A 24,951-nucleotide genomic window follows, 5' to 3' on the forward strand; every position below is an offset into this window, starting at 1 on the left:
GGCCTCATGCCCAGCTCGGACACCCCGCCCGTCGCCGTCGTCGGCGCCACCGGTCAGCAGGGCGGTCGCGTCGTCGACGCGCTGCTCGAGGCCGGCGCCCCCGTACGCGCCCTCGTCCGCGACCCCTCCTCCGCCGGCGCCCGCGCGCTGCAGGCCCGTGGCGTCGAGCTGGCGACGGCCGACCAGGAGGACGGGGACGCGCTCGCCCGCGGCCTCGGCGGGGTCGGCGCCCTCTTCTTCCTCACGACGTTCGCCGGGCCGGACGGCACGGACGGCGAGGTCCGGCGCGGGACCGTGGTCGCCGAGGCGGCGGCGCGGGCCCGGGTGCCGCACGTCGTCTACTCGTCGGTCGGCGGGGCGGAGCGGGCCACGGGCATCCCGCACTTCGAGAGCAAGCGACGGGTCGAGGAGCGCCTGACCGACCTGGTGCCGGCGACGTTCCTGCGCCCGACCTTCTTCATGGAGAACCTGGCCGCGCAGCTGGCACCGGGCCCGGACGGTGACGTGGTCGTCCGGCTGCCGATGCCCGGCGACGTGCCCCTGCAGATGGTCGCGGTGCGCGACATCGGCGCGGCGGCCGCACGGCTCCTGCTCGACCCGGACGCGCTCGCGGGCGACGCCGTGGAGATCGCGGGCGACGAGCTGACCCTCGACCGCGTCGCCGCCGAGGTCCGGGACGCGACGGGCCGGGCCGCCCGCTTCGAGGAGGTGCCGCTCGCGGCGCTCGGCGACGACACGGACCTGCAGGCGATGTTCCGGTGGTTCGCGAGCCCGCCCGCCTACCGGGCCGACCGCGCCGCGACCCGTCGGCTCGTGCCGGACGTGAGCGACCTGCGGACCTGGCTGGGCCGGCAGGCCGGCGCGGGTTCCGGGAACTAGGCGGAGTCCGCCGGACCGATCCCGGTGGCGATGCCGCGCAGGAAGACGGCGCGCTGCTCGGCGGCGGCGGTCGCCCAGCCGGGGACGTTCGACATCGGCTGGGCGAGCATCGCGCCGAAGCGCACGACCGTCCCGGCGTTCACCTCGGGGCGGAGCGTGCCGTCCTCGTGCCCGCGCCGGACGATCGCGCTCATCGTCTGCTGCATGCGTCCGCGGAGCTCCGCGGACTCGGTCCCCTCGGTGACCGGCGCCCCGTGCAGGGGGAGCACCAGCTCGTCGCGGTGGACGAAGGTCTGGCGCAGGAAGCGCCCGACCGCGTCCAGGCCGGACGTCCCGGAGGCCAGCGCGTCCTCGGCCTCGGCCAGGATCAGGCGGTAGGCGCGGACGGCCATGGCCTCGAGCAGCGCCTCGCGGTTGGGGTAGCGCCGGTAGAGGGTGCCGACCCCCACGCCGGCGTCGGCCGCGATCTGGGCCATCGGGACGAACCTGCCCTCGGCGAGGCCGGAACGGATGGCGGCGGCGATCACGCGCTCGGCGTTCTGCTCCGCGTCTTTCCGGGGCTTGCGGGGCGGGTCGGCGGGCATGTTCCGGCCGATCGTACGCGGGTCGTACGCGGGGCGCCCGGTGCCGGGACGGGGCCCCGGCGACCACCCCGTGGCCACCGTGACGTGTTCTGGTTCGGAGTGCCCCCGCTCCTGCGCTATAGTTTCGCGGGCGCCTGGAAGGGCGTTCAGGGCCATGAGGCCCCGTAGCGCAGTTGGTTAGCGCGCCGCCCTGTCACGGCGGAGGTCGCGGGTTCGAGTCCCGTCGGGGTCGCGGAAGGCGACATCAGATTCAGGTCTGGTGTCGCGGCGGTCAGGGCATCCGGCCTGACTTTTGGCCAGGTAGCTCAGCTGGTAGCAGCGTTCGCCTGAAAAGTGAAAGGTCGCCGGTTCGAACCCGGCCCTGGCCACGTACAGTCGCGGTGCCCACCGCACCGGGAGGAACCACACGCGTGACACTCGCGCCAGACGAAGATCGCGACGCTCTCGTCGCCGCGTTCCTCGCGGGTGACGAGCGGGCGCTGGAGCAGGTCTACAAGCGCTACTCGGCTCTGGTCTACAGCGTGTGCCTCCGTTCGCTCGGTGAGGTCACCGAGGCCGAGGACGTCACCCAGAAGGTGTTCGTGGCGGCGTGGGACAAGCGCCACAACTACAAGCCGGAGCGGGCGAGCCTGTCCGCCTGGATCATGGGCATCACGCGGAACAAGATCGTCGACGCCCACCAGGGCCGCGCCCGGCAGCGCCGGATCGCCGACCAGGTCGCGTCCAACTACGACGCCCCGCGCGAGCCGCTGGACGTCGCCGAACGGCTGATCGTCGCGGACGAGATCGCGCGGCTCGACGAGATGCCCCAGCGGGTGCTGCGCCTCGCGTTCTACGAGGACCTCACCCACATGCAGATCGCGGAACGCCTGCAGCTGCCCCCGGGCACGGTCAAGAGCCACATCCGGCGGAGCCTCATCAAGATCAGGAAGAGATTGGAGGAGTCCTACGATGGCTCATCCGACTCCTGACGACCTCGCCCTGGTCGCGCTCGGCGAGGACCCCGACGCCGGCACCACCGCGCACGTCGCGGAGTGCCTCGCCTGCGTCGCCGAGGTGGACGCCCTCCGTCACGTCGTCGACGTCGGCCGGTCGCTCGGGCCCGACGACGCGCTCGTCGCGCCGGACCCCCGGGTCTGGCGACGCGTTCTCGCCGAGGTCGGCGGCGCGCCGACGCTCGCTCAGGGCGGGTCCACGGCCGGCACCACTGACGCGACGCCCGACGAGCTGGCGGCCCGTCGGGACCGCTCACGTCGAGGCCGCCGCTGGCGCACCGCCGCCGTCGCGGCCGCCGCGGCCCTCGTCGTCGGTCTGGGCGGCGGGTTCCTGCTGCGCGGCGTCCTGACGCCCGGCCCCTCCAGCGACAGCGCGATCCAGCTCAACGCCCTGCCCGGCTGGCCCGGCGCGAACGGCACCGCCGCGGTCGAGGACGGCCCCGGCGGGCAGCGCACCCTGGTCGTCTCCATGGCCATGCCCGCGGGCACCCCGGTCGACGGGACGTTCGAGGTCTGGGTCAGCGACACGAAGGCCGAGGACATGGTCCCGATGGGGTCCATGACGGGCGACTCCGGACGGTTCCCGATCCCGGCGAGCATGGACCTCGAGACGCACCCCGTCGTCGACGTGTCCCTCGAGCCGCCCGGCGACACCGACCCGCACCACTCCGACGTCTCGGTCGTCCGCGGCCGGCTCCGCGTCTGACGGACGCCCGCGCGCCGATGCCGGAGCCGTACGTCAAGCACGCGTCGCCGAGCACGCCGCCCGACTACTTCCCGGTCGAGGCCGCCGGCCTGCGCTGGCTCGCCGCCGCGCCCGACGGCGCCCGCGTCGTCGGGGTCCGGGCGGTCGACGCCCGCCGGATCGAGCTGGAACGGCTCGACACCGTCCGTCCCACCTCCGAGGCCGCCGATGCCTTCGGGCACGCCCTGGCCCGCACCCACGCCGCGGGTGCCCCGGCCTTCGGCGCACCACCCGCGGGCTGGGAGGGCGAGGGGTTCATCGGGCGCCAGCGCCTGTCGCTGCGCCCCGACGACCGCTGGGGCACCTTCTACGCCGAGCAGCGCGTGCTCCCGTACGCCCGCGAGGCGTACGACGTCGACCACCTCTCGGCCGCCGCCCTGGCCGCCGTCGAACGGGTCGCCGAGCGCCTGCGCGCCGGTGACTTCGACGACGACCGGCCGCCGGCCCGGATCCATGGGGACCTCTGGTCGGGCAACGTGATGTTCACCCCGGACGGGGTCGTCGTCATCGATCCCGCGGCGCACGGCGGCCACGGCCTGACCGACCTGGCGATGCTGCACCTCTTCGGGGTCCCGGGGCTGGACCGGATCGACGACGCGTACGCCGAGGAGGCCCACCTCGAGCCGGGCTGGCGGGAGCTGGTCGGCCTGCACCAGCTGCACCCGCTCCTCGTGCACGCCGTCAGCCACGGCCCCGCGTACGGGCGCGAGGCGGCGTCGGTCGCCCACGGGTACCGCTGACGGGTCAGCCCTGGTTCAGCGGGTAAGAAGGTCCGTGGCGCCGCGCACCCGAGCGGCGCCCGGAACTGGAGACGCCCCATGAGCCTGGTCAACCCCGTCACGCAGTACCCGGACAACCCGGACAAGGAGAGGCAGGCCGGCACCGGGCTGGACGCCGACCTCGACGTCAAGGCCGAGCACGGCGAGGGTTCCTACGTCGGCAGCGCCAAGCTCGTCGGCCGCCGCGCGCTGATCACCGGCGCCGACTCCGGCATCGGCCGGGCCGTCGCGATCGCCTACGCCCGCGAAGGCGCGGACGTCGCCATGAACTACCTCCCCGCCGAGCAGGAGGACGCCGACGCCGTCGTGGCCGCCGTCGCCGACACCGGCCGCAAGATGGTTCAGCTGCCCACCGACATCACCGACGAGCAGGCGGCCCGCAAGGTCGTCACCGACGCCGTGGAGCAGCTCGGCGGCCTGGACGTCCTCGTGATCGTGGCCGGCAAGCAGCAGGCCGTCGAGGACATCCTCGACATCACCTCGGAGCAGTTCGACGAGACGTACAAGACGAACGTCTACGCCATGTTCTGGATGATCCAGGAGGCGGTCAAGCACCTGCCGGCCGGTTCCAGCATCATCACGACCTCGTCGATCCAGGCCTACAGCCCCAGCCCGCACCTCGTGGACTACGCGTCGACCAAGGCCGCGATCAACACGTTCAGCAAGGCCCTCGCGCAGCAGCTGGCCCCCAAGGGGATCCGCGTGAACGTCGTCGCCCCGGGCCCGGTCTGGACCCCGCTCCAGGTCTCCGGCGGCCAGCCGACCGACGCCCTGGACAGCTTCGGCGAGGACACCCCCCTCGGCCGCATGGGCCAGCCGATCGAGATGGCCCCGGCGTACGTCTTCCTCGCGTCGCCCGAGTCGAGCTACGTCGTCGGCGAGACCCTCAACCTGAACGGCGGCATGCCCACCCCGTGACCCCTGGTCCTGCGGCGCGGTGAGGGCTCCCTGCTCGTCCCTCGCGTCCCAGGACTTTCACGTTTACGTGAAAGACCCTTGCTCTGCACGGCAGATCTGCCGTGCAAGGTAGGGGTCTTTCACGTTTACGTGAAACTCCCGAGGCTCGACCCGCGGACGCGCGCCCCGGTCAGACGGAGGCAGGGCGTACGAGGTCGCGCCACCAGGCGGTCGTGTCAGGGGGGAGCGTGCGTCCCGCGTGGGGGTCGCTGCTGAGCAGGACCTCGGCGTCGCGCGGGAGGTCGACGTCGGTGGTGCCGATGTTCGCGGTGACGCGGACGTCGCCCAGGGCGAAGGCCAGGACGTCGGAACCGGGCTCAGAGGTCCAGCGCAGCTCGGCGGCGCCGAGGCCGAGCTCACGGCGGAGGCGGAGCGCGGCGGTGTAGAGAGCGAGCATCGACGTCGGGTCCGCGCGCTGGCGGTCGCGGGCGAGGGCGCGGTACGCCTCCGGGTGCGGCAGCCAGGGACGTCCGTCCCCGAACCCCAGGTTCGGCGCGTCGGCTTCCCACGGGAGCGGGACGCGGCACCCGTCGCGGCCGAGGTCCTCCCCCGCCGTCCGCCGGAACGCCGGGTCCTGGCGGTCCGCGTCGTCGAGGGTCGTGTGCTCGGGCAGGCCGAGCTCCTCGCCCTGGTAGACGTACGCCGACCCGGGCAGCGCGAGCAGGAGCAGGGCGGCGGCACGGGCCCGACGGAACCCCAGCGCGACGTCCGGCTGCGGGGACCGCGGGCCGACCCGGCGCGGGGCCTGCCCGGGCGCGTAGCCGAAGCGCGTGGCGACGCGGAGGGTGTCGTGGTTGCCGACGACCCAGGTCGGCGCCGCCCCGACCCCGCCGTACGCGGTGATCGACTCGTCGACGACGGCCCGCAGGGCGACCGCGTCCCAGCCCGTGACGAGGAACGGCCAGTTGAAGACCTGGTGCAGCTCGTCGGGGCGCACGTAGCGCACGGCCCGCTCGACGGGGACGTTCACCTCGCCGCAGAGCATCCGCGGCCGGTCGGCGTAGGAGTCGGTGATGCTGCGCCAGCGGCGGTGCAGGTCGTGCACGCCCTCCTGGTCCCAGTACGGCGCCTGCTCCTTGGCGCCCGAGGCCAGCGGCGAGCCCGGGAACGAGGGGAAGGTCGGGTCCTTGACGAGGCCGTGCCCCACGTCGATGCGGAAGCCGTCGACACCGCGGTCGAGCCAGAAGCGGAACACGGCGTCGAAGTCGGCCAGGACCTGCGGCGAGGTCCAGTTCAGGTCGGGCTGGGCGGAGTCGAAGAGGTGGAGGTACCACTGCCCGTCGGGCACCTGGGTCCACGCCCGGCCCCCGAAGACGGACAGCCAGTCGGTCGGCTCGTCGCGGAAGACGTAGCGGTCGCGCTCCGGCGAACCCGGTCCCGCGGCCAGCGCCGCCTGGAACCACGGGTGCTGCGACGAGGTGTGGTTGGGCACCAGGTCGGCGATGACCCGCAGGCCGAGCGCGTGCGCGCGCTCGAGCAGGGCGTCGAGGTCGGCGAGCGTCCCGAGCAGCGGGTCGACGTCGCAGAGGTCGCTGATGTCGTAGCCCCCGTCGACCTGGGGCGACGGGTAGAAGGGCGACAGCCAGACGGCGTCCACGCCAAGGTCGGCGATGTCCCCGAGGTGCGCGGTGACGCCGTTCAGGTCACCCACGCCGTCGCCGTCCGCATCCGCGAACGAGCGGGGGTAGACCTGGTAGACGACGGCCGTCCGCCACCAGCCGCCGTCACCGGTCAGGGCGACGGCGGCGGGACCTGCGGTGCTCAGCGGCGGTCGACGGCGCCCGCGCGGAGCTTCGGCGTCTCCATGACGTCGCCCACGATCGCGTTGCTGCGACGCGGGAGCAGGTAGCGCGAGGTCAGGCTGAGCAGGGTCTGGAGCCGGTTGCGGCCGCCCAGGATGTAGACGATGTGCAGGCCGATCCAGCCGAGCCAGGCCAGGACGCCCTTGAGCTTGAGCCCGAACGGCGTCTGCAGGACGGCGTCGCCGCGGCCGATGGTGGCCATCGTGCCCTTGTTGTGGTACTCGAACTTCTCGGTCGGCACACCGCGGTGCAGGCGCGCGATCTGCTTCGCGGCGAACCGGCCGGTCTGGATCGCGGGCTGCGCGAGCTGCGGCAGCGGGCTGTCGACGGTGAGGCTGATGTCACCGATGGCGAAGATGTTCTCCTCGCCGAGCACACGGAGGTCGGAGTTGACCTCGATGCGGCCACCTCGGCCGATCGGGATGCCCCACTCGCGCAGCGCCGGGTTGCCGGAGACGCCGGCGGCCCAGATGACCAGGTCGACCGGGATCGACTCGCCACCCTTGAAGTCCACGCGGTCGGCGTGCACCTCGGAGATGGCGGTGTTCAGCCGGACGTCGACGCCGCGCTTGATCAGCTCGGCCAGCGCGTACTTGCGCAGCGAGTCGTCGAACGGCGCGAGCAGGAAGGGGGCCATCTCGACGAGGACGACGTGGACCTGCGCCGGGTTGAGCTCCGGGTAGGTCTTGGGCAGCGCCTCCTGCTTGAGCTCGGCGAGCTGCCCGGCCATCTCGACGCCCGTCGCGCCGCCGCCGGCGACCACGACGGTGAAGCCACCGCTGTTGGGGTCGGAGCGGCCGGCGATGATCTCCATGCTGCCGAAGATCGTGTCGCGCACCCGCAGGGCCTCGGCCCGCGTGTACATCGACATCGTGAACTCGGCCGCCCCGGGGATGCCGAAGTGGTTCGTCGTGATGCCGGTCGCGAGGACGAGGTAGTCGTAGCCGACCTTGACCCCGTCGTCGCAGAGGACCTGCTTGGCCTCGTGGTCGATGCCGGTCACCGCCGCGCGACGGAACCGCACGCCCTGGTGCCGCGCCGCGAAGTAGCGCAGCGAGTAGGTCACGTCGCCGGCGTTCAGGCCGCCGGTGGCGACCTGGTACAGCAACGGCTGGAACGTGTTGTACGGGTGCCGGTCGATCAGCGTGACCCGGAACCCCTCCTTGGCCAGCTCGCTCGACGCCGAAACGCCACCGAACCCTGCGCCGACCACGACCACATGCGGCATCTCACTCACAGGCATCATTCAACCAGCCGCAGTGTGGTGCCCGACACCACGGTCGGTCCCGGGGCTGCGAGAAGGGCCACACCACGGCTCCGGATGCAGCCGCCGGACCCGCCCGATGTGGCGAGCGCCACTCCGCAGAAGGGTCTTCGACGGGAGAACGAGCGCCGACGCGCGAGGGTTCCGGAGCCGGTCAGGGGGCCGAGGGCGGGACGTAGCCGCGCGTGAAGCGCGCCATCTCCGCGAACACCTGCGCGCGCACGGGCGCCGCCGAGAGGACGAGGTCGTGCATGCCCTCCTCGATCCGCACCACGACCACGCAGCGCCCGAGCCGTACGGCGCGCGCGGAGATCTGCTCGACGTCGAGGACCGTGTCGACGGTCCGCAGGTCCTCGCTCCACCGCCGCGCGAAGCTCGTCCGGGCCGACGCGAGGACGAGCACTGGCACGCCGATGGCGAGCCCGGCCGCGACCCGGCGCTGGCCCTGCAGCACGGCGCGGAGCCAGCCCACCCTGACCGGCGGGCCGGGCGAGAGCTTGATGTCGAGGTCGTAGTCCCACTCCCCCTCCAGGGAGCGGTGCAGCGTCCGCGCGTAGTGGCCGGGGTCGGGCGCCCGCAGCACGCTCGTGGGCGACCGCGCCCCGAGCGCCTCGATGACGGGCGCGCCGACCGCTCGGACGAGGGCCGAGCCCTGCAGGTCCAGCCAGGGCGAGTTCAGGACCAGCGCGTCGACGCGGCCGGGCCGGCGGGCGGACCACAGCGACGTGATGAGGCCGCCGGTCGAGTGCCCGACGAGCACCAGCTGGTCGTGGTCAGCGGCGATCAGGTCGGCCGCGGCGTCGAGCTCCTCGTCGTACGCGCCGAGGTCGGTGGTGAAGCCGGGCAGGTGGCCCCGCCGCAGGCTGCGGCCGTAGCGGCGCAGGTCGAGGGCGTAGAAGTCGAAGCCCTGGTCCGCCCAGAAGTCGGCCAGGTGGGTCTGGAAGAAGTAGTCGTTCCAGCCGTGCACGTAGAGCACGGCCCGGCGTGAGCGGCGCGGCTCGTCCCGCCGGACCAGCGTCGCGACGACCTCGACGTCCTCCGGCTCGCCCGGCATCCGCGGGGCGTCGGGCAGGGCGATCTCGGTCGAGACGTACCCGTCCAGCAGGTCGGCGTCCCAGACCACCGCCGTCGGCGCGGCTACTTCACCACCCGCCAGCTGAGCGGGTAGCGGTAGACCTCGCCCTTGTTGCCCGCGATCGCCGCGAGGACGCACAGCACGATGGCGCCGATGTAGACGACCGGGAGCAGCACGTAGCCGACGAGGATCACGGTGAGGATGCTGCTGACGAGGATGGCCAGGGTCGTCGTGATCGAGAAGTTCAGGGCCTCGGTGGTCGCCCCCTTGAGGAACGGGCTGCGGTCCTTGAGGAGGAGGTAGGCCACGAGCGGGCCGATGAACCCGACCACCAGGGTGCTGATGGGGGTCAGCGTGGCCCAGAGGCGCTGGTCGCTCTCCGACATCGGCGCCTGGGCGGCGTAGGGCTGGGGCGGGTAGCCCTGGCCCGGGTAGGGCGGCTGACCGGGGTAGGGCTGCTGCCCCTGCGGCGCGTACGGCTGCCCGGCGTACGGCGGCTGGCCCGGGAAGGGCGGCTGGGCCGGCGGCTGCCCGGGGTAGGGCTGCTGGGCGTAGGGCTGCTGGGGACCGGTCTGCGGCTGCTGCTGCGGCGGGTAGGGCTGCTGGCTCCCGTAGGGCTGCTGCTCGTAGTCCGGGGCCTGGGGCGCGAACCCCTGGTCGGGTGCGCCGTAGCCCGGGGCGCCGCTCACCGGCGGCTGCCCGTAGCCGGGCGTCGACGGCTCGTAGCCCCCGACGCCGGTCCCGGGTGCGGGGAAACCCTCCTGGGCGTACGACGCCTGCCCGTGCTCGGGCTGGCCGTACTGCTGCGGGCCGTTCCCCTGCACGGGGGCCCACTGACCGGGCTGGTCGGTGTCCGGCGGGAGGTAGCCCGTGGCCGGCGGCTGACCGTACTGCTGCGCACCGGTCGGCACGTCGTACGGCTGCTCCGGGCTCGGCTGCGTCTGCTCGGCGGCCGACCAGCTCTGCTGGTCCGTCTCCGGGTGCGCCACCGCTCCGCCCTCGGCCGACCCGTTCTCGGGCACGTCAGCAGGGCGGGAGCCGGAGGGGTCGCTCATGGTCACCAGCGTAGTGGTGGAGCGGCTCGACGGCGCCGCCGGTCAGCCGGACTTGCGCAGCTCGGTGTAGCGGTCGTCCTCGTCGTCGTCGCCCTCGGCCTGGTAGGCGGCCGGACGCTCGTCGTCGTCGGTGTCCGGGCCCGGGGTCACCTCAGCGAGGTCCGCGTAGGCCGGGGGCACCTCGGTGCCCTCGTGACGCAGCTCGGCAGCAAGCGACCCGAAGTCGGTGCCGAAGGAGCGGTACTTGAGTTCGCGAGCGACCTTGGTCTGCTTCGCCTTTGCACGGCCGCGCCCCATATCGGGTCGACCCCCTCGCTCTGGTCAGCCGCCGGCGTGGCCGCGGCTCCTCTTGGTCAATGTCGTGGGTCAGACACTACCCAATGGACGAAGCCTGGCAAAGCAACTCTCACGCGGTCGTCCTCGGACGTGGCGAAGGTCGCACGCGACCGACCTCGTCCGACCCCGGTCAGCGGTGCCGGCCGACCAGCTCCACCCGCGCCGCCGCAGCGTCCGTGGACGCCTCCACCGACCCGCAGGCCCAGGCCCGCAGACCGCGTCCGGCGAGGAGCTCGACCGCCGCGTCCACGGCGTCGGGCGGGAGCAGCGCGACCATGCCGACGCCCTGGTTGAGCGTCGCCTCGAGGTCGGGCTGCGGCACGCCGCCGAGAGCCTGCACGACGCCGAAGACGGGCGCGGGCGACCAGGTGCCGCGGTCGACCGTCACGTGGCAGGAGTCGGGGACGACGCGGGCCAGGTTGTTGGCCAGCCCGCCGCCGGTGACGTGGCTCATCGCGTGCACCTCGACGGCCTCGATCAGCGCGAGGCAGTCGCGCGCGTAGATCCGCGTCGGGACGAGCAGCTCCTCCCCGATCGTCCGACCGAGCTCGTCGACGTGGCGGTCCAGGGACCAGCCGGCGCCGGCGAGCACGTGCCGGACGAGGGAGTAGCCGTTGGAGTGCAGGCCCGACGACTCCATGGCCAGCACGACGTCGCCCGGCCGGACGCGGTCCGGGCCGAGGATCAGGTCGCGCTCGACGACGCCCGTCGCGGCGCCGGCCACGTCGTACTCGTCGGGGGCCAGGAGCCCGGGGTGCTCCGCGGTCTCGCCGCCCAGGAGGGCGCAGCCCGCCTCGGCGCACGCCTCGGCGATGCCCTTGACGATCGCGGCGATGCGCTCCGGCACGACCTTGCCGCAGGCGACGTAGTCGGTCATGAACAGCGGCTCGGCCCCGGTCACGACGAGGTCGTCGACCACCATGCCGACCAGGTCGAAGCCGATGGTGTCGTGCACGCCGAGCGCCTGCGCGATCGCCACCTTGGTGCCGACCCCGTCCGTGGACGTCGCCAGCACCGGGTGCCGCATGCCCTGCAGGGCGGAGGCGTCGAAGAAGCCGGCGAACCCGCCCAGCCCCCCGAGGACCTCGGGGCGCCGGGTCTTGGCGACCCAGGTCTTCATCAGCTCGACAGCGCGGTCTCCCGCCTCGATGTCGACGCCGGCTGCGGCGTACGCGCTGGTCATCGCCCCGTCCTCAGGGCCGGCCGAGGGCGTCGCCGCCGCCGACCCCGGCCACCGCCACGGCGAGGCCGTCGACGTCGGTCCGCGAGGACTCGAGCCGCGCGCCGTCCTCCAGGATGCTCTTGCCGAGGCGCTCGGCCAGCGGGAGCTCGATCGGGTAGATCCCGTCGAAGCAGGCCCGGCAGAGCTGGTCCTTGGGCTGCTCCGTGGCCGCGACCAGGCCGTCCAGGCTGACGTAGGCGAGCGAGTCCGCGCCGATGGACCGGCAGATCTCCTCGACGTTCAGCCCGGTGGCGATGAGCTCGGCCCGGGAGGCGAAGTCGATGCCGTAGAAGCACGGCCACTTCACGGGCGGCGACGAGATCCGGACGTGGATCTCGGCCGCCCCGGCCTCGCGCAGCATCCGCACCAGGGCGCGCTGCGTGTTGCCGCGGACGATCGAGTCGTCGACGACCACGAGGCGCTTGCCCGCGATCACGTCGCGCAGCGGGTTCAGCTTGAGCCGGATGCCGAGCTGGCGGATGGTCTGGCTCGGCTGGATGAACGTGCGCCCGACGTAGGAGTTCTTGACCAGGCCCTGCCCGTACGGGATCCCCGACTGCTCGGCGAAGCCGATCGCGGCGGGCGTGCCCGACTCGGGCACCGGGATGACCAGGTCGGCCTCGACCGGGTGCTCCTTGGCCAGCGTGCGACCCACCTCGACGCGGGTCGAGTGCAGACGACGGCCGCTGATCATGGTGTCGGGCCGCGCGAGGTAGACGTACTCGAACAGGCAGCCCTTGGGGTCGGGCTTGGCGAAGCTGCGGGTGCGCAGCCCGTTCTCGTCGATGCTGATCAGCTCGCCGGGAGCGACCTCGCGGACGAAGGAGGCGCCGACGATGTCGAGCGCCGCGGTCTCGCTGGCGACGACCCAGCCGCTCTCCAGCCGACCCAGCACCAGCGGGCGGACGCCCTGCGGGTCGCGGGCGGCGTACAGGGTCTCGTCGTCCATGAAGACCAGGCAGAAGGCCCCGCGCAGCCGCGGGAGCACTTGCATCGCGGCCTCCTCGGTGCTCGAGCCCGGGAACGTGGCCATGAGCGCGGTGATCAGCGAGGTGTCCGTGGTGGCCTCGGAGAGCAGCGAGCCGGGGACGAGCGAGTCGCCCTCGTCGTCACGCTCGGCCAGCCAGGACTGGAGCTCGAGGGTGTTCGTCAAGTTGCCGTTGTGGCCGAGCGACAGGCCGCCGGTCGCGGTGGAGCGGAACGTCGGCTGCGCGTTCTGCCAGACGCTCGCGCCGGTGGTGGAGTAACGGCAGTGGCCGATGGCCAGGTGCCCGCCGCCGAGCGACTCGAGGGTGGACTCGTTGAACACCTGCGAGACCAGGCCCATGTCCTTGAAGACCATGGTCTGCGAGCCCTTGGCGACGGCGATGCCGGCCGACTCCTGCCCGCGGTGCTGCAGGGCGTAGAGACCGAAGTAGGTGAGCTTGGCGACCTCCTCGCGGGGGGCCCAGACGCCGAAGACCCCGCAGGCGTCCTGCGGACCTCGATCCTGGGGGTCGAGATCGTGGTTCAGCAGACCGTCTCCACCAGGCACTACGCAATGGTAACGGGCCGGGCCCGTCACGTCGTCGTCACGCGGCTGGGTCAGAGTGCCCTGATGAGCGCCGAGGGCACGACGATCATCGAGCACGCCCACGTCTACACAGCCGACGCGGAGCGGCACGAGCACGCGGACGGGCACGTGGTCTGCGCGGACGGCGTCGTGGTGGCCGTGGGCGACGGACCCGCGGACGCGTCGTGGTCCGGGCGGCGCGTGAACGCGCAGGGGTGCCTGGTCACGCCCGGCCTCGTGAACACCCACCACCACCTCTACCAGTGGGTGACGCGGGGGTTCGCGGTCGACGGGACGTTGTTCGAGTGGCTGACCACGCTCTACCCGGTGTGGGGCCACCTCGACGAGGACACCACCCGTACGGCGGCCACGGGCGCGCTCGCGACGCTCGCCCTGAGCGGGTGCACGACGACGACGGACCACCACTACGTCTTCCCCACCGGCGGCGGCGACCTGCTGGCGGCGGAGGTCGACGCGGCGCGCACCGTCGGGCTGCGGTTCCACCCGACGCGCGGTTCGATGGACCTCGGCCGGAGCCAGGGCGGGCTGCCGCCGGACTCGGTCGTCGAGGACATCGACACGATCCTGGCGGCGTCGTCCGACGCGGTCGACCGCTTCCACGACCCTTCCCCCGGCTCGATGCTCCAGGTCGCGCTCGCCCCCTGCTCCCCGTTCTCCGTGACGGCCGACCTGCTCCGGGCCTCTGCCGGGCTGGCCCGCGAGCGCGGCGTACGGCTGCACACGCACCTCGCCGAGACCCTCGACGAGGAGGACTACTGCCGCGAGCACTTCGGCTCGACGCCCGTGCAGTACATGGAGTCGCTCGGCTGGCTCGGTCCGGACGTGTGGTTCGCGCACGCCGTGCACCTCGACGACGCGTCGATCGCCACGATGGCCGCGACCGGGACCGGCGCCGCGCACTGCCCCTCGTCGAACGCCCGCCTCGGCGCGGGCATCGCCCGGGTCCGCGACCTGCGCGACGCGGGCGTCCCCGTCGGGCTCGGGGTGGACGGCGCCGCCTCGAACGAGGCCGCGTCCCTGTGGGAGGAGGTCCGCCACGCGGTCCTCTTCGCCCGGGCGCGCGGCGGCCCCCAGGCGCTGTCGGTGCGCGACGCGGTCGACCTCGCGACCGTGGGCGGCGCGCGGGTGCTCGGGCGTCAGGACGACATCGGTTCGCTCGAGGTCGGCAAGCAGGCCGACCTGGCCGTCTGGGACCTCTCGACCCTCGCGCACGTCGACGTGGCCGACCCCGTCGCCGCGCTCGTCCTCGGCGGACCACCGCCGCTGCGCCTCCTCCTCGTCCGTGGCGAGGCGGTGGTCTCCGGCGGTGCCCTCATGACGGTCGACCCCGACGCGGTGGCCGCCGAGGTCGCCGCCTCCAGCCGGGCCCTCCTCCAGCGCGCGGGGTTCGTCTCGTGACGCCGCCCCGGCCCCTCGCCCCCGCCCCGCACCTTGCGCGAGCGGTACCTCCTCCCGCTCTGCGGGTGGTCAGGACCGGGAAGGGGTACCGCTCGCGGAACCCGCGTACCGGTCGTTCCCTAGGGTCGGGCACATGAGGCTCACCGAGGACGACCTGGCCGCCGTCGACCGACGCCTGGCGGCGTCTGACGCGCAACGCGTCGCGACGTACCCGGGCGACCGTTCCGACCGGCAGCCGGTGCACACCGTGTACGTGCCCGCCGACCGGTTCGTCGCGCAAGGTGGGCCGGAACTGCCCGCGGCCTGGGGCGCCGAGGCCACGGCCGTCCTCGCCCGGCACGCGCCGCGGGCCGACGACCTCGCCCGCGCGTGCGACCTCGACGTCGAGGAGGTCCGCGAGGTCTGGGGCGCGGTGGTCGCCAAGCTCGAGACCGAGCCGGTCGAGGACCTGCGCGTCGACCTCGAGGACGGCTACGGCACCCGGTCGGACGCCGACGAGGACACGGACGCCCTCGCCGCCGGCCGGGCACTGGGGGCCGCGGTCGCCGCCGGGACCTGCCCGCCGTTCGTGGGGATCCGCTTCAAGTCGCTCGAGGGCTCCACCCGGCGCCGCGGCCTCCGCAGCCTCGACCTCGTCCTCGGCGAGGTGCTGGCCGCGGGCGACCTGCCTGCGGGCTGGGTGGTCACGCTGCCCAAGGTCACGTCGGTCGACCAGGTCGAGGCGATGGTCGACGTCTGCGGGCGGCTCGAGGCGGCGTACGGGCTGGCCGAGGGGCGGCTGCGGTTCGAGGTGCAGGTCGAGACGCCGCAGGCGGTCCTGCTGGCCGACGGGACCGCCGGCGTCGCACGGATGGTCCACGCGGCGTCCGGGCGCTGCACCGGGCTGCACTTCGGCACGTACGACTACAGCGCCGCCCTCGGCATCTCCGGAGGGCAGCAGGCCCTCGACCACCCGGTCGCCGACCACGCGAAGCAGGTCATGCAGCTCGCGGCCGCAGGGACGGGCGTACGGGTGAGCGACGGTTCGACGAACGTCGTCCCGGTCGGCGACGCCCACGCGGTCCACGCGGCCTGGGCCCTGCACGCCCGGCTCGTCCGGCGGGCGCTGGAGCGCGGGCTCTACCAGGGCTGGGACCTGCACCCGGCCCAGCTGCCGACCCGGTTCGTGGCGACCTACCTGTTCTTTCGCAGCGGCCTCGAGCGGACCGGCGACCGGCTTCGCGCCTACCTGGCCCGCGACGAGGGCGGGGTGCTCGACGAACCCGCGACCGCGCAGGCGCTGGCCGCCTTCCTGCTGCGCGGCGTGCACTGCGGCGCCGTGAGCGAGGCGGAGGTCATCGACCTCACCGGCACCGATCTGGCGACCGTCTCCAGCCTTGCCGCCCGACGCGTGGGCTGACCGCGAGGAACGGGGATGATTCGGCACCTCAGGGGTGCCGGATCATCCCCGATCAGTCGGCCAGGAGGGCCCGGGCGGTCGCGACGTCGGTGACCAGAACGTTGACCCAGCCGCCGAGCAGGGCGGCACGGACGGCCTGACGCTTGCGCTCGCCGCCGGCGAGGCCGACCCGGCGCGGGATCTCGCGGAACGTCGTCGGGTCGATGCCGACCACGCGGTCGTCGAGCTCGCTCGCGACGAGGGAGCCGTCGGCGGCGAAGAAGCGGTTGCACACGTCGCCGACGGCGCCGGCCTCGCGCAGGTGCTGCTGCTCGAGCGGACCGCCCGCGTTGCCGCTGTCGAGCAGCAGCCGGGACGGCGCGAGGCTGCCGATCCCGACGAGCGCCATGGTCAGCTCGCGCCACTGGCTCGCGATAGACCCCATCGCCGGGTCCTGCAGCAGGCCGGCCCGGACGTCCGGAGACCCGACGAGCCCCGGCGCGGGGACGAAGGTCGGGCTGGCGCCGACGACCGACGCCAGCTGGCTGAGCAGACGGTTGGCCTCGGCCTGCACCGAGGCCACGCCGACGCCGCCGACGAGCTGGATGATGCTGTCCGCCCCCGGCGTACGGAAGGGGTGCAGCCGGTCGGCCACGGCGAGCAGGGTCGCGCTCCACGAGGAGATGCCCAGGCGCTCACCGCCCGTCAACGTCGTCTCGAGGTAGCCGGCCCCCGCCGAGCCGAGGGCCGCCAGGACGTCCTGCTCGTCACCCTCGGCGTCGACGACGACTGCCTCGAGCAGGCCGTAGCGGGCCTCGAGCTGCTCCTCCAGGTCGGTGTGCACGCCGGCGGTGACGACGACGACCGTCCGCACGATCCCGAGCTCCGCCGCCCGCTTGAGCAGGCGTGACACCCGGGCCTGCGACAGGTGCAGCATCGAGGCGATCTCGGTCTGCCGCACCCCGCGCTCGTGGTAGAGCCGGGCGACCTTGGTGAGCAGGCGGACCTGACCGTCGGCGCTGAGCCGTGGCCCGGTGCCCGGTGCTGGTGCCATGTGTCCCTCTCGTGCCGCCGCGTCCGAGGAACACCCTCGCACCCCGGCACGCCCCTGCGCCCCTCCGTCACGCCCGACGAACGCGAGCGGCTTGACACCTGACCGCTCACTGATACGTTATGCACAACTGAATGGTTATGCTCATCGCTGAGAGAGGTCGACCCCGTGTCTGACTTGCCCGTCTTCGGTGCCGGAATCTGGCACTTCGCGACCTACGTCGACCGCTACGCCACCGAGGGCTACGGCGAACCCGTCGGCCTGCTCGAGCAGATCGACAAGGCGGGCGCGGTCGGCGACCTGTCCGTGGTCGACCTGAACTGGCCGTTCGCCGGCTTCGACGGCACCCTCGACGACGTCAAGGCCGCCCTAGCGCGCAACGGCCTCCGTGCCGTCGCGATCACGCCGGAGATCTACAACCGCGACTACATCAAGGGCTCGATCACCAACCCCGACCCCGCCGTCCGCGCCCAGGCCCTCGCGCTGCTGAACGAGGCGGCCGACCTGGCCAAGGAGCTGGGCTGCGACTACGTGAAGCTGTGGTTCGGCCAGGACGGCTGGGACTACCCCTTCCAGGTCAACTACCACGACGTCTGGACGCTGGCCGTCGACGCGCTGCGCGAGCTGTGCGACGCGCACCCCGACATCAAGTTCGTGATCGAGTACAAGCCGCGCGAGCCGCGGAACAAGATCATCTTCCCGAACGCCGCCCGCACGCTCCTCGCGATCCAGCAGACCGGCTGCGACAACCTGGGCGTGCTGCTCGACTTCGGGCACTCGCTCTACGGGCTGGAGACCCCGGCCGACGCCGCGCAGCTGTGCATCGACGCGGGCAAGCTCTTCGCGATCGACGTCAACGACAACTTCCGCGGCTGGGACGACGACATGGTCGTCGGCTCGGTGCACCTGGTCGAGACGTTCGAGTTCTTCCACACGCTGCGCCGCAACGGCTGGGAGGGCGTCTGGCAGCTCGACCAGTTCCCGTTCCGCGAGGACAGCGTGCAGGCGGCCAAGCAGGCCATCACGTTCCTCAAGGCGATCCACCGCGCGCTCGACGCGCTCGACGAGGAGGCGCTCGCGGTGGCCCAGGCCAACCACGACGCGCTGGCCGCGCAGAAGCTCGTGCAGAAGGTCCTGCTCAGCTCCATGATCGGCGCCGACGAGGACGACGCCTCGTGACCGCGCTCGCCGCCGAGCACGTCACCCTGCCGGTGCTGGGACGCCTCGCGCCGCACGCCTCCCGGGTCGACCAGGTCGCGCACATCGCGGAGGCCGCGCGCCAGATCCGGCTGCAGGACCTCAAGCTCGTCCACTACGCCGGGGCCGGCCACATCGGCGGCGACTTCTCCGCGATCGACGTGCTCGCCACCCTGTACGGGGCCGTGCTGAACGTGACGCCCGAGAACGTGGACGACCCCGAGCGGGACCGCTTCATCCTCTCCAAGGGCCACGTCGCCGGCGCGCTCTACACGACGCTCGCCGCCTTCGGCTTCCTGCCGGTGGAGGAGCTGGCCACGTTCCTCAAGCCGCTCTCGCGGCTGAACGGGCACCCGAACCGCAACAAGGTCCCCGGGGTCGAGGCCAACACCGGTCCCCTCGGGCACGGCCTCCCGATCGCCGTCGGCCACGCCCTCTCGGCCCGGCTCGACGTGTCACCGCGCCGGACCTTCGTGCTCACCGGCGACGGCGAGCTGCAGGAGGGCAGCAACTGGGAGGCGATGATGGCCGCCTCGCAGTACGGGCTGGACAGCCTGACGGTGATCGTCGACCGGAACCGGCTCCAGCAGGGCGCCACGACCCGCGAGACCAACGACCTCGACCCCCTCGACGCGAAGGCCGCCGCGTTCGGCTTCGCCGTCGTCGAGGTCGACGGGCACGACCACGGGGCGCTGCTCGACGTGCTCTCCGCCGTGCCGCACGAGCCCGGGAAGCCGACGTTCGTCATCGCGCACACCCACAAGGGCCACCCGATCTCGTACATGAGCAACAACGTCGCCTGGCACCACAAGGTCCCCGACGAGGCCCAGCTGCAGCAGGCCCTCACCGAGCTCGACCGCGCGCAGGCGCAGCAGAAGCAGGACGAGGTCGAGCAGGCCAGCACGCCCACGAACGCCGAAGGACGGCCGGCATGACCACCACCAGCACGACCACCCCCGCGGCCGCCCCGATCACGGGTCCGATCAGCGAGCAGCCGCGCTTCGACTGCCGCAACGCCTACGTCGAGACGCTGGCCGACCTCGCCGAGCACGACCACCGCATCGTCGGCGTCGTCAACGACTCGGTCGGCTCCAGCAAGCTGGACGCGTTCAAGAAGGCGTTCCCGGACCGGTTGATCAACGTCGGCATCGCCGAGCAGGACATGGTCGGCGTCGCCGCCGGCCTCGCCAACGGCGGGCGGATCCCCTTCGTCTCCGCCGCCTCCTGCTTCCTCACCGCCCGCGCGCTGGAGCAGATCAAGGCCGACGTCTCCTACTCCAACCGCAACGTCAAGCTCTGCGGCATGAGCCCGGGCGTGGCGTACGGCGAGCTCGGCCCGACCCACCAGTCGATCGAGGACATCGCCTGGCTTCGGGCGATCGACAACATGATCATCGTGGTGCCGGCCGACCCGGTCGAGACCGCCGCGGCCATGCGCTGGGCCGCCGAGGTCGACGGCCCGGTCTTCGTCCGGGTGAGCCGGATGAGCGTCCCGCAGGTGTACGCCGACGACTACGAGTTCGTCCCGGGCCGCGCGATCACCGTCCGCGACGGCGACGACGTCACGATCATCAGCAACGGCACCATCCTGTGGCGCGCGATCGCCGCCGCCGAGCAGCTCGAGGCCGAGGGCATCTCCACCCGGGTGATCTCGATGCCGACGGTCAAGCCGCTCGACACGGAGGCCGTGATCAAGGCCGCCCGGGAGACGAAAGGCATCGTCACCGCGGAGGAGTCGACCCGCGCCGGCGGGCTGGGGGGCGCGGTCGCCGAGACCGTCGTCGCCGAGCACCCGACCCGCGTGACGATCCTCGGCTTCGACGAGTTCCAGCCGACCGGCTCGGCCGGCTTCCTGATCGACCGCGCCGGCATGTCGCCCGAGGGCATCGCCGACGCCGCCCGTCGCCTGGTGCGCTGACGCCCGACCCGTGTCGCAGCGGGTGCGAGGACCGGTCCGCTAGGGCTGGTCGGTCGTCCCGTTCGCGGCGCGGTAGGCGCGCCAGCCGCCCGAGGCCGTGATGTCACGGTGCCGGTCCCGTTCCTCGGGCCGCAGGACCATGCCGAGCACGGCACGCCCGTCCGCGAGCTCGACGACACCGAGCTCGAGCTCGGAGGGTTCACCGGGCAGGAAGCGGTCGAGCAGCGTGCGCAGCTCGACCTCGTACAGCTCGCCCGCGACCGCGCCGCCCTCGTCCGTCCCGACGTCGACCACGCCGGGGAACTCGTCGCGCACCGAGAAGAAGCGGTAGCGCGGCGCCGTCGTCACCTCGCCCAGGAACGGGTGACCGGCGAGGTTCTCGTGCACGGCCCCGCCGCGCATGCCCTCGCCGTTGCAGAACAGTGCGGTCATATCAGCTCCACGCATCTCTCGATCGACGGACGAGCAGCGGATGCCGCGTCCACGTCCCCTGAGCTCGTCGAAGGGCCTCGAAGAGGTCGACGCGGACGCCGACCACTGCGTGGCCCTTCGACAGGCTCAGGGAGCGTCCGCTCGGAAGCGGAGCCAGAGTTACTGCTTCTTGGTGCGCCAGGCGCGCTCGAACGGCAGGCGCCAGGCGTGCGGGGCGATCAGCTGGTGGATGGCGTTCGGGCCCCACGAACCGGGCGCGTACGGCTTCACCGGCGGCGGGTTGTGCAGCAGCGGCTCGGAACGCTCCCACAGGCTCTCGATGCCCTCGGCCGTCGTGAACAGCGTGTGGTCGTCGCGCATGGCGTCGAGGATCAGCCGCTCGTACGCCTCGAGGACGTCGCCCGCCTGGTCGGTCTCCTGCGTGGAGAACTGCATGCTGAGCTTGTCGAGCTTCATGCCCGGGCCGGGGCGCTTGCCGTAGAAGGACAGCGACACCTTGGACTCGTCGGCCAGGTCGAAGGTCAGGTGGTCCGGACCCGAGGCCCCGACGCCGGAACCGGCCGGGAACATCGACTTCGGCGCCTCCTTGAAGGCGACCGAGATGATGCGCTGGCCCTCGGCGAGCTTCTTGCCGGTGCGGCAGTAGAAGGGGACGCCCGCCCAGCGCCAGTTGTCGATGCCGGCCTGCAGCGCGATGAACGTCTCGGTGTCGGAGTCGCGGGCGACGCCCTTCTCCGAGCGGTAGCCGGTGTACTGCCCGCGGACGACCTTGTTCGGGTCGATCGGCAGCATCGAGCGGAAGACCTTGTTCTTCTCCTCGCTGATGGCCCGCGGCTCCAGGGCCGTCGGCGGCTCCATCGCGACGAACGCCAGCACCTGGAAGAGGTGCGTGACGACCATGTCCTTGTACGCGCCGGTCACCTCGTAGAAGGAGGCGCGGCGGTCGAGGCCGAGGGTCTCGGGGATGTCGATCTGGATGTGGTCGATGAAGTTGCGGTTCCAGATCGGCTCGAACAGCCCGTTGGCGAAGCGGAACGCCAGGATGTTCTGCGCCGCCTCCTTGCCCAGGAAGTGGTCGATGCGGAAGATCTGCCGCTCGCGGAACGTCTGGTGCAGCTGGTCGTTCAGCGTGATCGCGCTCTGCAGGTCGGTGCCGAACGGCTTCTCCATGACGACCCGCGAGCGCTCCACGAGGTTCGCGTCGCGCAGCGTCTGGATGACCGCGGGAGCGGCGACGGGCGGCACGCTCAGGTAGTGCAGCCGGCCCACGTTGCCGCCGAGCTTCTCCTCGGCGAGCTTCACGGCGTCGCGCAGCCCGTCGGGACCCTGGCCCTGCGGGACGTAGGTGAGGCGCTGCTTGAACTCCTCCCACTGCGCCGCGCTGAGCGGGTGGTGGGTGAACTCGTTCACCGCCTGCTTGGCGAACGCGCGGAACTCCTCCTCCGTCATGTCCTCCAGCGAGGTCCCGATCACCTGGATGTCCGGCGCGAGGGCCGAGAGCGCGAGGTGCGCGAGCCCCGGGAGCAGCTTGCGGCGGGCCAGGTCACCGGTCGCACCGAAGAGCACGATGACGTGGGGGACGATCGCCTCCATGCCGTTGCGGGTGGCGCGGGCGCCGATCGCCGGGTACGCGATGGTCTGGGCCTCGAGTGTCACGTGTGTGATGTTCCCACTCCCTCCGGACCCGAACAAGGACGGGGCGGGCGACCGGCCGACCGTGCGTCCATCTGTCACACGACGGCAACGATCCCGACGTCTGCCGGACGCGATGATGGCGGACGTGACCGCCTCCTCCCCGCAGCCCGGCCCCTCCGCCCCGGCCGACGTCGAGCTCGTGCTGCGCGGCCGCGTGCTCACCGACGACGGCGTCGTCCTGCGCCGCGTCGTCGTCAGCGGCGGCCGCGTCGTCACGGTCGAGTCGGTCTCGGACTGGTCGGACACCGAGCACGGGCCCGACGAGGTGGTGCTCGCCGACGACGAGGTGCTGCTGCCCGGCCTCGTCGACACCCACGTGCACGTCAACGAGCCCGGGCGTACGGGGTGGGAAGGGTTCGCCAGCGCCACCCGCGCCGCGGCGGCCGGCGGCGTCACGACCCTGCTCGACATGCCCCTGAACTCGATCCCGGCGACCACCTCCGTCGCCGCCCTCGAGACGAAGCGCGAGGCGGCCGAGGGCCGGTGCAGCGTCGACGTCGGCTTCTGGGGCGGCGCGGTCCCCGACAGCCTCGGCCACCTGGCCGAGCTCTGGGACGCCGGCGTCTTCGGGTTCAAGTGCTTCCTCCTCGACTCGGGCGTGCCCGAGTTCCCGCCCCTCTCGACCGCCCAGCTGCGCGCGGCGATGGCCGAGATCGCCGCGTTCGACGGGATGCTCGTCGTGCACGCGGAGGACCCCGAGGTCATCGCCGCGCACGGCACGGGCGCGAGCCGCGCGTACGACGACTTCCTCGCCTCCCGCCCGCCCGAGGCCGAGACGACCGCGATCGGGACGGTGATCGAGGCGGCGCGAGAGACGGGCTGCCGCACCCACGTCGTGCACCTGTCGGCCGCCGAGGCGCTGCCGGCGATCGCGGCCGCCCGCGCCGACGGCGTCCGGCTGACCGTCGAGACCTGCCCGCACTACCTCACGCTCGCCGCCGAGGCGGTGCAAGACGGGCAGACCCAGTTCAAGTGCTGCCCGCCGGTGCGCGGCGCGGCGAACGCCGACCTGCTGTGGCAGGGGCTGGTGGACGGGGTGATCGACTGCGTCGTCTCCGACCACTCCCCCTGCACCGTCGACCTCAAGGGCCTGGAGGCGGGCGACTTCGGGGCCGCCTGGGGCGGCATCTCGTCGCTGCAGCTCGGGCTGCCGCTCGTCTGGTCCGAGGCCCGCCGTCGCGGGGTCGCGCTGGAGACCGTCGTCGGCTGGATGTCGGCCGCGCCGGCCCGGGTCGTCGGCGTGCCGCGGCGCGGGCACGTCACGGTCGGCGCACCCGCCGACCTCGTCGTCTTCGCGCCCGACGAGACCTGGACCGTGCGCGCCGCCGAGCTGCAGCACCGCAACCCGATCACGCCGTACGAGGGCCGCACCGTCACCGGGCGGGTCCGGCGGACCTACCTCGCCGGTGCGACCGTCGGGGAGCCCGCGCCGCCGCGCGGGCGTCTCCTCGACCGCGCCGACCCCCGTTAGAGTCGCGCGGATGCCGCACTTCACCGCGTACCCCGACCTGGCCTCCCGCGCCCTCGCCGGGCGGGTGGTGTCGGCGAACGACGAGCTGTTCGCGCCGCGGCAGAGCCTCAACCTGCCCGCCCCGGCCGTGCACGCGGTCGATGAGTTCGGGCACCTGGGCAAGGTCTACGACGGCTGGGAGACGCGGCGGCGCCGCTCCCCCGGCTCCGACTGGGCGATCGTCCGGCTCGGCGTGCCCGGGATGGTGCACGGCGTCGTCGTCGACACCGCCTTCTTTCGGGGCAACTACCCGCCCTCGATCTCGGTCGAGGGGCTGTCCGTGGAGGGCTACCCCGAGGACCACGTGCTGGAGCAGCTCGAGTGGACGACGCTCGTCGAGCGGTCCGCCTGCGAGGGCGACTCCGAGAACCACTACGAGGTCACGAGCGACCGCCGCTGGACCCACGTCCGCCTCTCGATCCACCCCGACGGCGGCGTCGCCCGGTTCCGGGTGCACGGCGAGGTGGTGGTCGACCCGCGCTTCCTGACCACGACCGTCGACCTGCTCGCCCTCGAGAACGGCGGCCGCCTCCTCGACACCTCGGACGCCTTCTACGCCTCGCCCGGGAACCTGATCCTCCCCGGGCGCGCCCGGACGACCGGCGAGGGCTGGGAGAACGCCCGCCGCCGCGGCGACGGCAACGACTGGGCGACGTTCGCCCTCGCGGCCCGCGGGGAGGCCACCCTGGTCGAGGTCGACACCTCCTTCTTCATCGGCAACGCCCCGGGCGAGGTCCGCGTCCAGGCCGCCGACGCCGCCGCGGGGCCGGTCGAGGAGGGTTCCTGGTGGGACGTCGTCCCCCGCACCCCGGTGCTCGTCGACACCCGCCACCAGCTCCTCGTCGGCACCCGCCGCCCCGCGACCCACCTCCGCCTCGACGTCTACCCCGACGGCGGGCTCACCCGCCTGCGCTGCTTCGGCGAGATCGACGAGGCCGAACGCCGCCGCCTGTACGACCGCTTCTTCGCCTCGCTCCCGGCCGCCCACCGTGCGTTCCCGTCGACCATGCCCGCCGAACCCGCCCGCGTCCTCCCCGCCGACGAGGTCTGACGCCCCTCGGTCTGAGTGGAGCCCCCGGACGCGCCCGGCCGGGACCCTCGCCCGC

At 73.0% G+C, this 24,951-nt stretch carries 23 protein-coding genes and 2 tRNA genes; 14 read left to right on the top strand and 11 right to left on the bottom strand.

Going from position 1 to position 24,951, the window contains the following annotated elements; genetic code table 11:
- Window positions 1-6 precede the first annotated feature (6 nt).
- Window positions 7-879 carry an NmrA family NAD(P)-binding protein gene (locus tag ABD665_RS09245; protein WP_204910917.1) on the top strand — a complete coding sequence of 291 codons (873 nt, stop codon included), beginning with the start codon at window positions 7-9 and terminating at the stop codon, window positions 877-879.
- Here the strand turns inward: ABD665_RS09245 and ABD665_RS09250 are convergent.
- Window positions 876-1,463: a TetR family transcriptional regulator gene (locus ABD665_RS09250; RefSeq protein WP_204910916.1), complete on the bottom strand. Its 588-nt coding sequence runs from the start codon at window positions 1,461-1,463 to the stop codon at window positions 876-878. The genes ABD665_RS09245 and ABD665_RS09250 overlap by 4 nt on opposite strands.
- Window positions 1,464-1,621: 158 nt before the next feature.
- On the opposite strand from ABD665_RS09250, the gene ABD665_RS09255 reads away from it, so the two are divergent.
- The 6 genes from ABD665_RS09255 to ABD665_RS09280 all read left to right on the top strand — a co-directional run bounded on the left by ABD665_RS09255 (window position 1,622) and on the right by ABD665_RS09280 (window position 4,900).
- Window positions 1,622-1,695: transfer RNA gene (locus ABD665_RS09255), tRNA-Asp, on the top strand.
- 62 nt (window positions 1,696-1,757) lie between these two features.
- Window positions 1,758-1,831, top strand: a tRNA-Phe gene (locus ABD665_RS09260).
- A 42-nt stretch (window positions 1,832-1,873) separates the two neighbouring features.
- On the top strand, window positions 1,874-2,434 hold the full coding sequence (locus ABD665_RS09265; RefSeq protein WP_204910915.1) for a sigma-70 family RNA polymerase sigma factor: 561 nt from the start codon (window positions 1,874-1,876) through the stop codon (window positions 2,432-2,434).
- A complete protein-coding gene (locus tag ABD665_RS09270) occupies window positions 2,415-3,164 on the top strand; it encodes an anti-sigma factor domain-containing protein (RefSeq protein WP_204910914.1) in 750 nt (249 codons plus the stop codon). Before ABD665_RS09265 ends, ABD665_RS09270 begins: the two co-directional genes overlap by 20 nt.
- Before the next feature lie 17 nt (window positions 3,165-3,181).
- Complete coding sequence (locus ABD665_RS09275; RefSeq protein WP_204910913.1) at window positions 3,182-3,943, top strand: fructosamine kinase family protein; 762 nt, start codon at window positions 3,182-3,184, stop codon at window positions 3,941-3,943.
- Window positions 3,944-4,021: 78 nt separating this feature from the next.
- Window positions 4,022-4,900: an SDR family oxidoreductase gene (locus tag ABD665_RS09280; RefSeq protein WP_204910912.1), complete on the top strand. Its 879-nt coding sequence runs from the start codon at window positions 4,022-4,024 to the stop codon at window positions 4,898-4,900.
- A gap of 169 nt (window positions 4,901-5,069) precedes the next feature.
- Here the strand turns inward: ABD665_RS09280 and ABD665_RS09285 are convergent, their stop codons facing one another.
- The 7 genes from ABD665_RS09285 to purF all read right to left on the bottom strand — a co-directional run bounded on the left by ABD665_RS09285 (window position 5,070) and on the right by purF (window position 13,227).
- A complete protein-coding gene (locus tag ABD665_RS09285; protein ID WP_486348146.1) occupies window positions 5,070-6,704 on the bottom strand; it encodes a glycoside hydrolase family 13 protein in 1,635 nt (544 codons plus the stop codon).
- Window positions 6,701-7,969, bottom strand: a complete 1,269-nt coding sequence (locus ABD665_RS09290; protein ID WP_344742408.1) for an NAD(P)/FAD-dependent oxidoreductase — start codon at window positions 7,967-7,969, stop codon at window positions 6,701-6,703. The genes ABD665_RS09285 and ABD665_RS09290 overlap by 4 nt, the downstream gene beginning before the upstream one ends.
- Window positions 7,970-8,159: 190 nt before the next feature.
- The gene (locus ABD665_RS09295; protein WP_344742039.1) at window positions 8,160-9,128 is read right to left on the bottom strand and encodes an alpha/beta hydrolase; all 969 of its coding nucleotides are present in this window, start codon (window positions 9,126-9,128) and stop codon (window positions 8,160-8,162) included.
- Between the two features lie 14 nt (window positions 9,129-9,142).
- Window positions 9,143-10,135: a magnetosome magnetite crystal formation protein family gene (locus ABD665_RS09300; RefSeq protein ID WP_204910910.1), complete on the bottom strand. Its 993-nt coding sequence runs from the start codon at window positions 10,133-10,135 to the stop codon at window positions 9,143-9,145.
- Between the two features lie 42 nt (window positions 10,136-10,177).
- On the bottom strand, window positions 10,178-10,432 hold the full coding sequence (locus tag ABD665_RS09305) for a DUF3073 family protein (protein ID WP_204910909.1): 255 nt from the start codon (window positions 10,430-10,432) through the stop codon (window positions 10,178-10,180).
- A 169-nt stretch (window positions 10,433-10,601) separates the two neighbouring features.
- A complete protein-coding gene (purM, locus tag ABD665_RS09310; RefSeq protein ID WP_204910908.1) occupies window positions 10,602-11,654 on the bottom strand; it encodes a phosphoribosylformylglycinamidine cyclo-ligase in 1,053 nt (350 codons plus the stop codon).
- 10 nt (window positions 11,655-11,664) lie between these two features.
- Window positions 11,665-13,227: an amidophosphoribosyltransferase gene (gene purF / locus ABD665_RS09315; RefSeq protein WP_204910907.1), complete on the bottom strand. Its 1,563-nt coding sequence runs from the start codon at window positions 13,225-13,227 to the stop codon at window positions 11,665-11,667.
- Window positions 13,228-13,290: 63 nt separating this feature from the next.
- Between purF and ABD665_RS09320 the strand changes: the two genes are divergently transcribed.
- Together ABD665_RS09320 and ABD665_RS09325 are read left to right on the top strand one after the other, a co-directional pair.
- Window positions 13,291-14,664 carry an 8-oxoguanine deaminase gene (locus ABD665_RS09320; protein WP_204910906.1) on the top strand — a complete coding sequence of 458 codons (1,374 nt, stop codon included), beginning with the start codon at window positions 13,291-13,293 and terminating at the stop codon, window positions 14,662-14,664.
- 133 nt (window positions 14,665-14,797) lie between these two features.
- The gene (locus tag ABD665_RS09325; RefSeq protein ID WP_204910905.1) at window positions 14,798-16,063 is read left to right on the top strand and encodes a DUF6986 family protein; all 1,266 of its coding nucleotides are present in this window, start codon (window positions 14,798-14,800) and stop codon (window positions 16,061-16,063) included.
- Window positions 16,064-16,115: 52 nt separating this feature from the next.
- Here the strand turns inward: ABD665_RS09325 and ABD665_RS09330 are convergent, their stop codons facing one another.
- Window positions 16,116-17,096: a sugar-binding domain-containing protein gene (locus ABD665_RS09330; RefSeq protein WP_204910904.1), complete on the bottom strand. Its 981-nt coding sequence runs from the start codon at window positions 17,094-17,096 to the stop codon at window positions 16,116-16,118.
- Between the two features lie 165 nt (window positions 17,097-17,261).
- Between ABD665_RS09330 and ABD665_RS09335 the strand changes: the two genes are divergently transcribed.
- Genes ABD665_RS09335 through ABD665_RS09345 form a run of 3 tightly spaced genes read left to right on the top strand, consistent with a single transcriptional unit; the run spans window position 17,262 to window position 20,208 of the window.
- Window positions 17,262-18,272 carry a TIM barrel protein gene (locus tag ABD665_RS09335; RefSeq protein ID WP_204910903.1) on the top strand — a complete coding sequence of 337 codons (1,011 nt, stop codon included), beginning with the start codon at window positions 17,262-17,264 and terminating at the stop codon, window positions 18,270-18,272.
- Entirely contained in the window at window positions 18,269-19,225 is a 957-nt protein-coding gene (locus tag ABD665_RS09340) for a thiamine pyrophosphate-dependent enzyme (protein ID WP_204910902.1), read from the top strand. Before ABD665_RS09335 ends, ABD665_RS09340 begins: the two co-directional genes overlap by 4 nt.
- A complete protein-coding gene (locus ABD665_RS09345) occupies window positions 19,222-20,208 on the top strand; it encodes a transketolase C-terminal domain-containing protein (protein ID WP_204910901.1) in 987 nt (328 codons plus the stop codon). The genes ABD665_RS09340 and ABD665_RS09345 overlap by 4 nt, the downstream gene beginning before the upstream one ends.
- Before the next feature lie 39 nt (window positions 20,209-20,247).
- Here ABD665_RS09345 and ABD665_RS09350 read toward each other — a convergent pair whose 3' ends face one another.
- Together ABD665_RS09350 and zwf are read right to left on the bottom strand one after the other, a co-directional pair.
- Window positions 20,248-20,640 carry an allophanate hydrolase-related protein gene (locus ABD665_RS09350; protein ID WP_204910900.1) on the bottom strand — a complete coding sequence of 131 codons (393 nt, stop codon included), beginning with the start codon at window positions 20,638-20,640 and terminating at the stop codon, window positions 20,248-20,250.
- A 159-nt stretch (window positions 20,641-20,799) separates the two neighbouring features.
- Window positions 20,800-22,233 (bottom strand): glucose-6-phosphate dehydrogenase, encoded by a 1,434-nt coding sequence (zwf, locus tag ABD665_RS09355; protein WP_204913767.1) that lies wholly within the window; start codon window positions 22,231-22,233, stop codon window positions 20,800-20,802.
- Between the two features lie 187 nt (window positions 22,234-22,420).
- Here zwf and allB point away from each other — a divergent pair, with 187 nt between their 5' ends.
- Both allB and alc read left to right on the top strand, forming a co-directional pair.
- Entirely contained in the window at window positions 22,421-23,806 is a 1,386-nt protein-coding gene (gene allB, locus ABD665_RS09360) for an allantoinase AllB (RefSeq protein ID WP_344742046.1), read from the top strand.
- 10 nt (window positions 23,807-23,816) lie between these two features.
- Window positions 23,817-24,896: an allantoicase gene (gene alc, locus ABD665_RS09365; protein WP_204910898.1), complete on the top strand. Its 1,080-nt coding sequence runs from the start codon at window positions 23,817-23,819 to the stop codon at window positions 24,894-24,896.
- The last annotated feature ends 55 nt before the right edge of the window (window positions 24,897-24,951 follow it).

Source organism: Microlunatus spumicola (assembly GCF_039536445.1).
In the GTDB taxonomy this organism is placed as follows: domain Bacteria; phylum Actinomycetota; class Actinomycetes; order Propionibacteriales; family Propionibacteriaceae; genus Microlunatus; species Microlunatus spumicola.

What these genes read in the sequence shown, in the direction of transcription:
- ABD665_RS09245 (WP_204910917.1), top strand. Translation starts at nt 7, where the DNA reads ATGCCCAGCTCGGACACCCCGCCCGTCGCCGTCGTCGGCGCCACCGGT.
- ABD665_RS09250 (WP_204910916.1), bottom strand. Translation starts at nt 1,463, where the DNA reads ATGCCCGCCGACCCGCCCCGCAAGCCCCGGAAAGACGCGGAGCAGAAC.
- ABD665_RS09270 (WP_204910914.1), top strand. Translation starts at nt 2,415, where the DNA reads ATGGCTCATCCGACTCCTGACGACCTCGCCCTGGTCGCGCTCGGCGAG.
- ABD665_RS09275 (WP_204910913.1), top strand. Translation starts at nt 3,182, where the DNA reads ATGCCGGAGCCGTACGTCAAGCACGCGTCGCCGAGCACGCCGCCCGAC.
- ABD665_RS09280 (WP_204910912.1), top strand. Translation starts at nt 4,022, where the DNA reads ATGAGCCTGGTCAACCCCGTCACGCAGTACCCGGACAACCCGGACAAG.
- ABD665_RS09290 (WP_344742408.1), bottom strand. Translation starts at nt 7,969, where the DNA reads ATGCCGCATGTGGTCGTGGTCGGCGCAGGGTTCGGTGGCGTTTCGGCG.
- ABD665_RS09300 (WP_204910910.1), bottom strand. Translation starts at nt 10,135, where the DNA reads ATGAGCGACCCCTCCGGCTCCCGCCCTGCTGACGTGCCCGAGAACGGG.
- ABD665_RS09305 (WP_204910909.1), bottom strand. Translation starts at nt 10,432, where the DNA reads ATGGGGCGCGGCCGTGCAAAGGCGAAGCAGACCAAGGTCGCTCGCGAA.
- purM (WP_204910908.1), bottom strand. Translation starts at nt 11,654, where the DNA reads ATGACCAGCGCGTACGCCGCAGCCGGCGTCGACATCGAGGCGGGAGAC.
- ABD665_RS09320 (WP_204910906.1), top strand. Translation starts at nt 13,291, where the DNA reads ATGAGCGCCGAGGGCACGACGATCATCGAGCACGCCCACGTCTACACA.
- ABD665_RS09325 (WP_204910905.1), top strand. Translation starts at nt 14,798, where the DNA reads ATGAGGCTCACCGAGGACGACCTGGCCGCCGTCGACCGACGCCTGGCG.
- ABD665_RS09330 (WP_204910904.1), bottom strand. Translation starts at nt 17,096, where the DNA reads ATGGCACCAGCACCGGGCACCGGGCCACGGCTCAGCGCCGACGGTCAG.
- ABD665_RS09345 (WP_204910901.1), top strand. Translation starts at nt 19,222, where the DNA reads ATGACCACCACCAGCACGACCACCCCCGCGGCCGCCCCGATCACGGGT.
- ABD665_RS09350 (WP_204910900.1), bottom strand. Translation starts at nt 20,640, where the DNA reads ATGACCGCACTGTTCTGCAACGGCGAGGGCATGCGCGGCGGGGCCGTG.
- zwf (WP_204913767.1), bottom strand. Translation starts at nt 22,233, where the DNA reads ATGGAGGCGATCGTCCCCCACGTCATCGTGCTCTTCGGTGCGACCGGT.
- alc (WP_204910898.1), top strand. Translation starts at nt 23,817, where the DNA reads ATGCCGCACTTCACCGCGTACCCCGACCTGGCCTCCCGCGCCCTCGCC.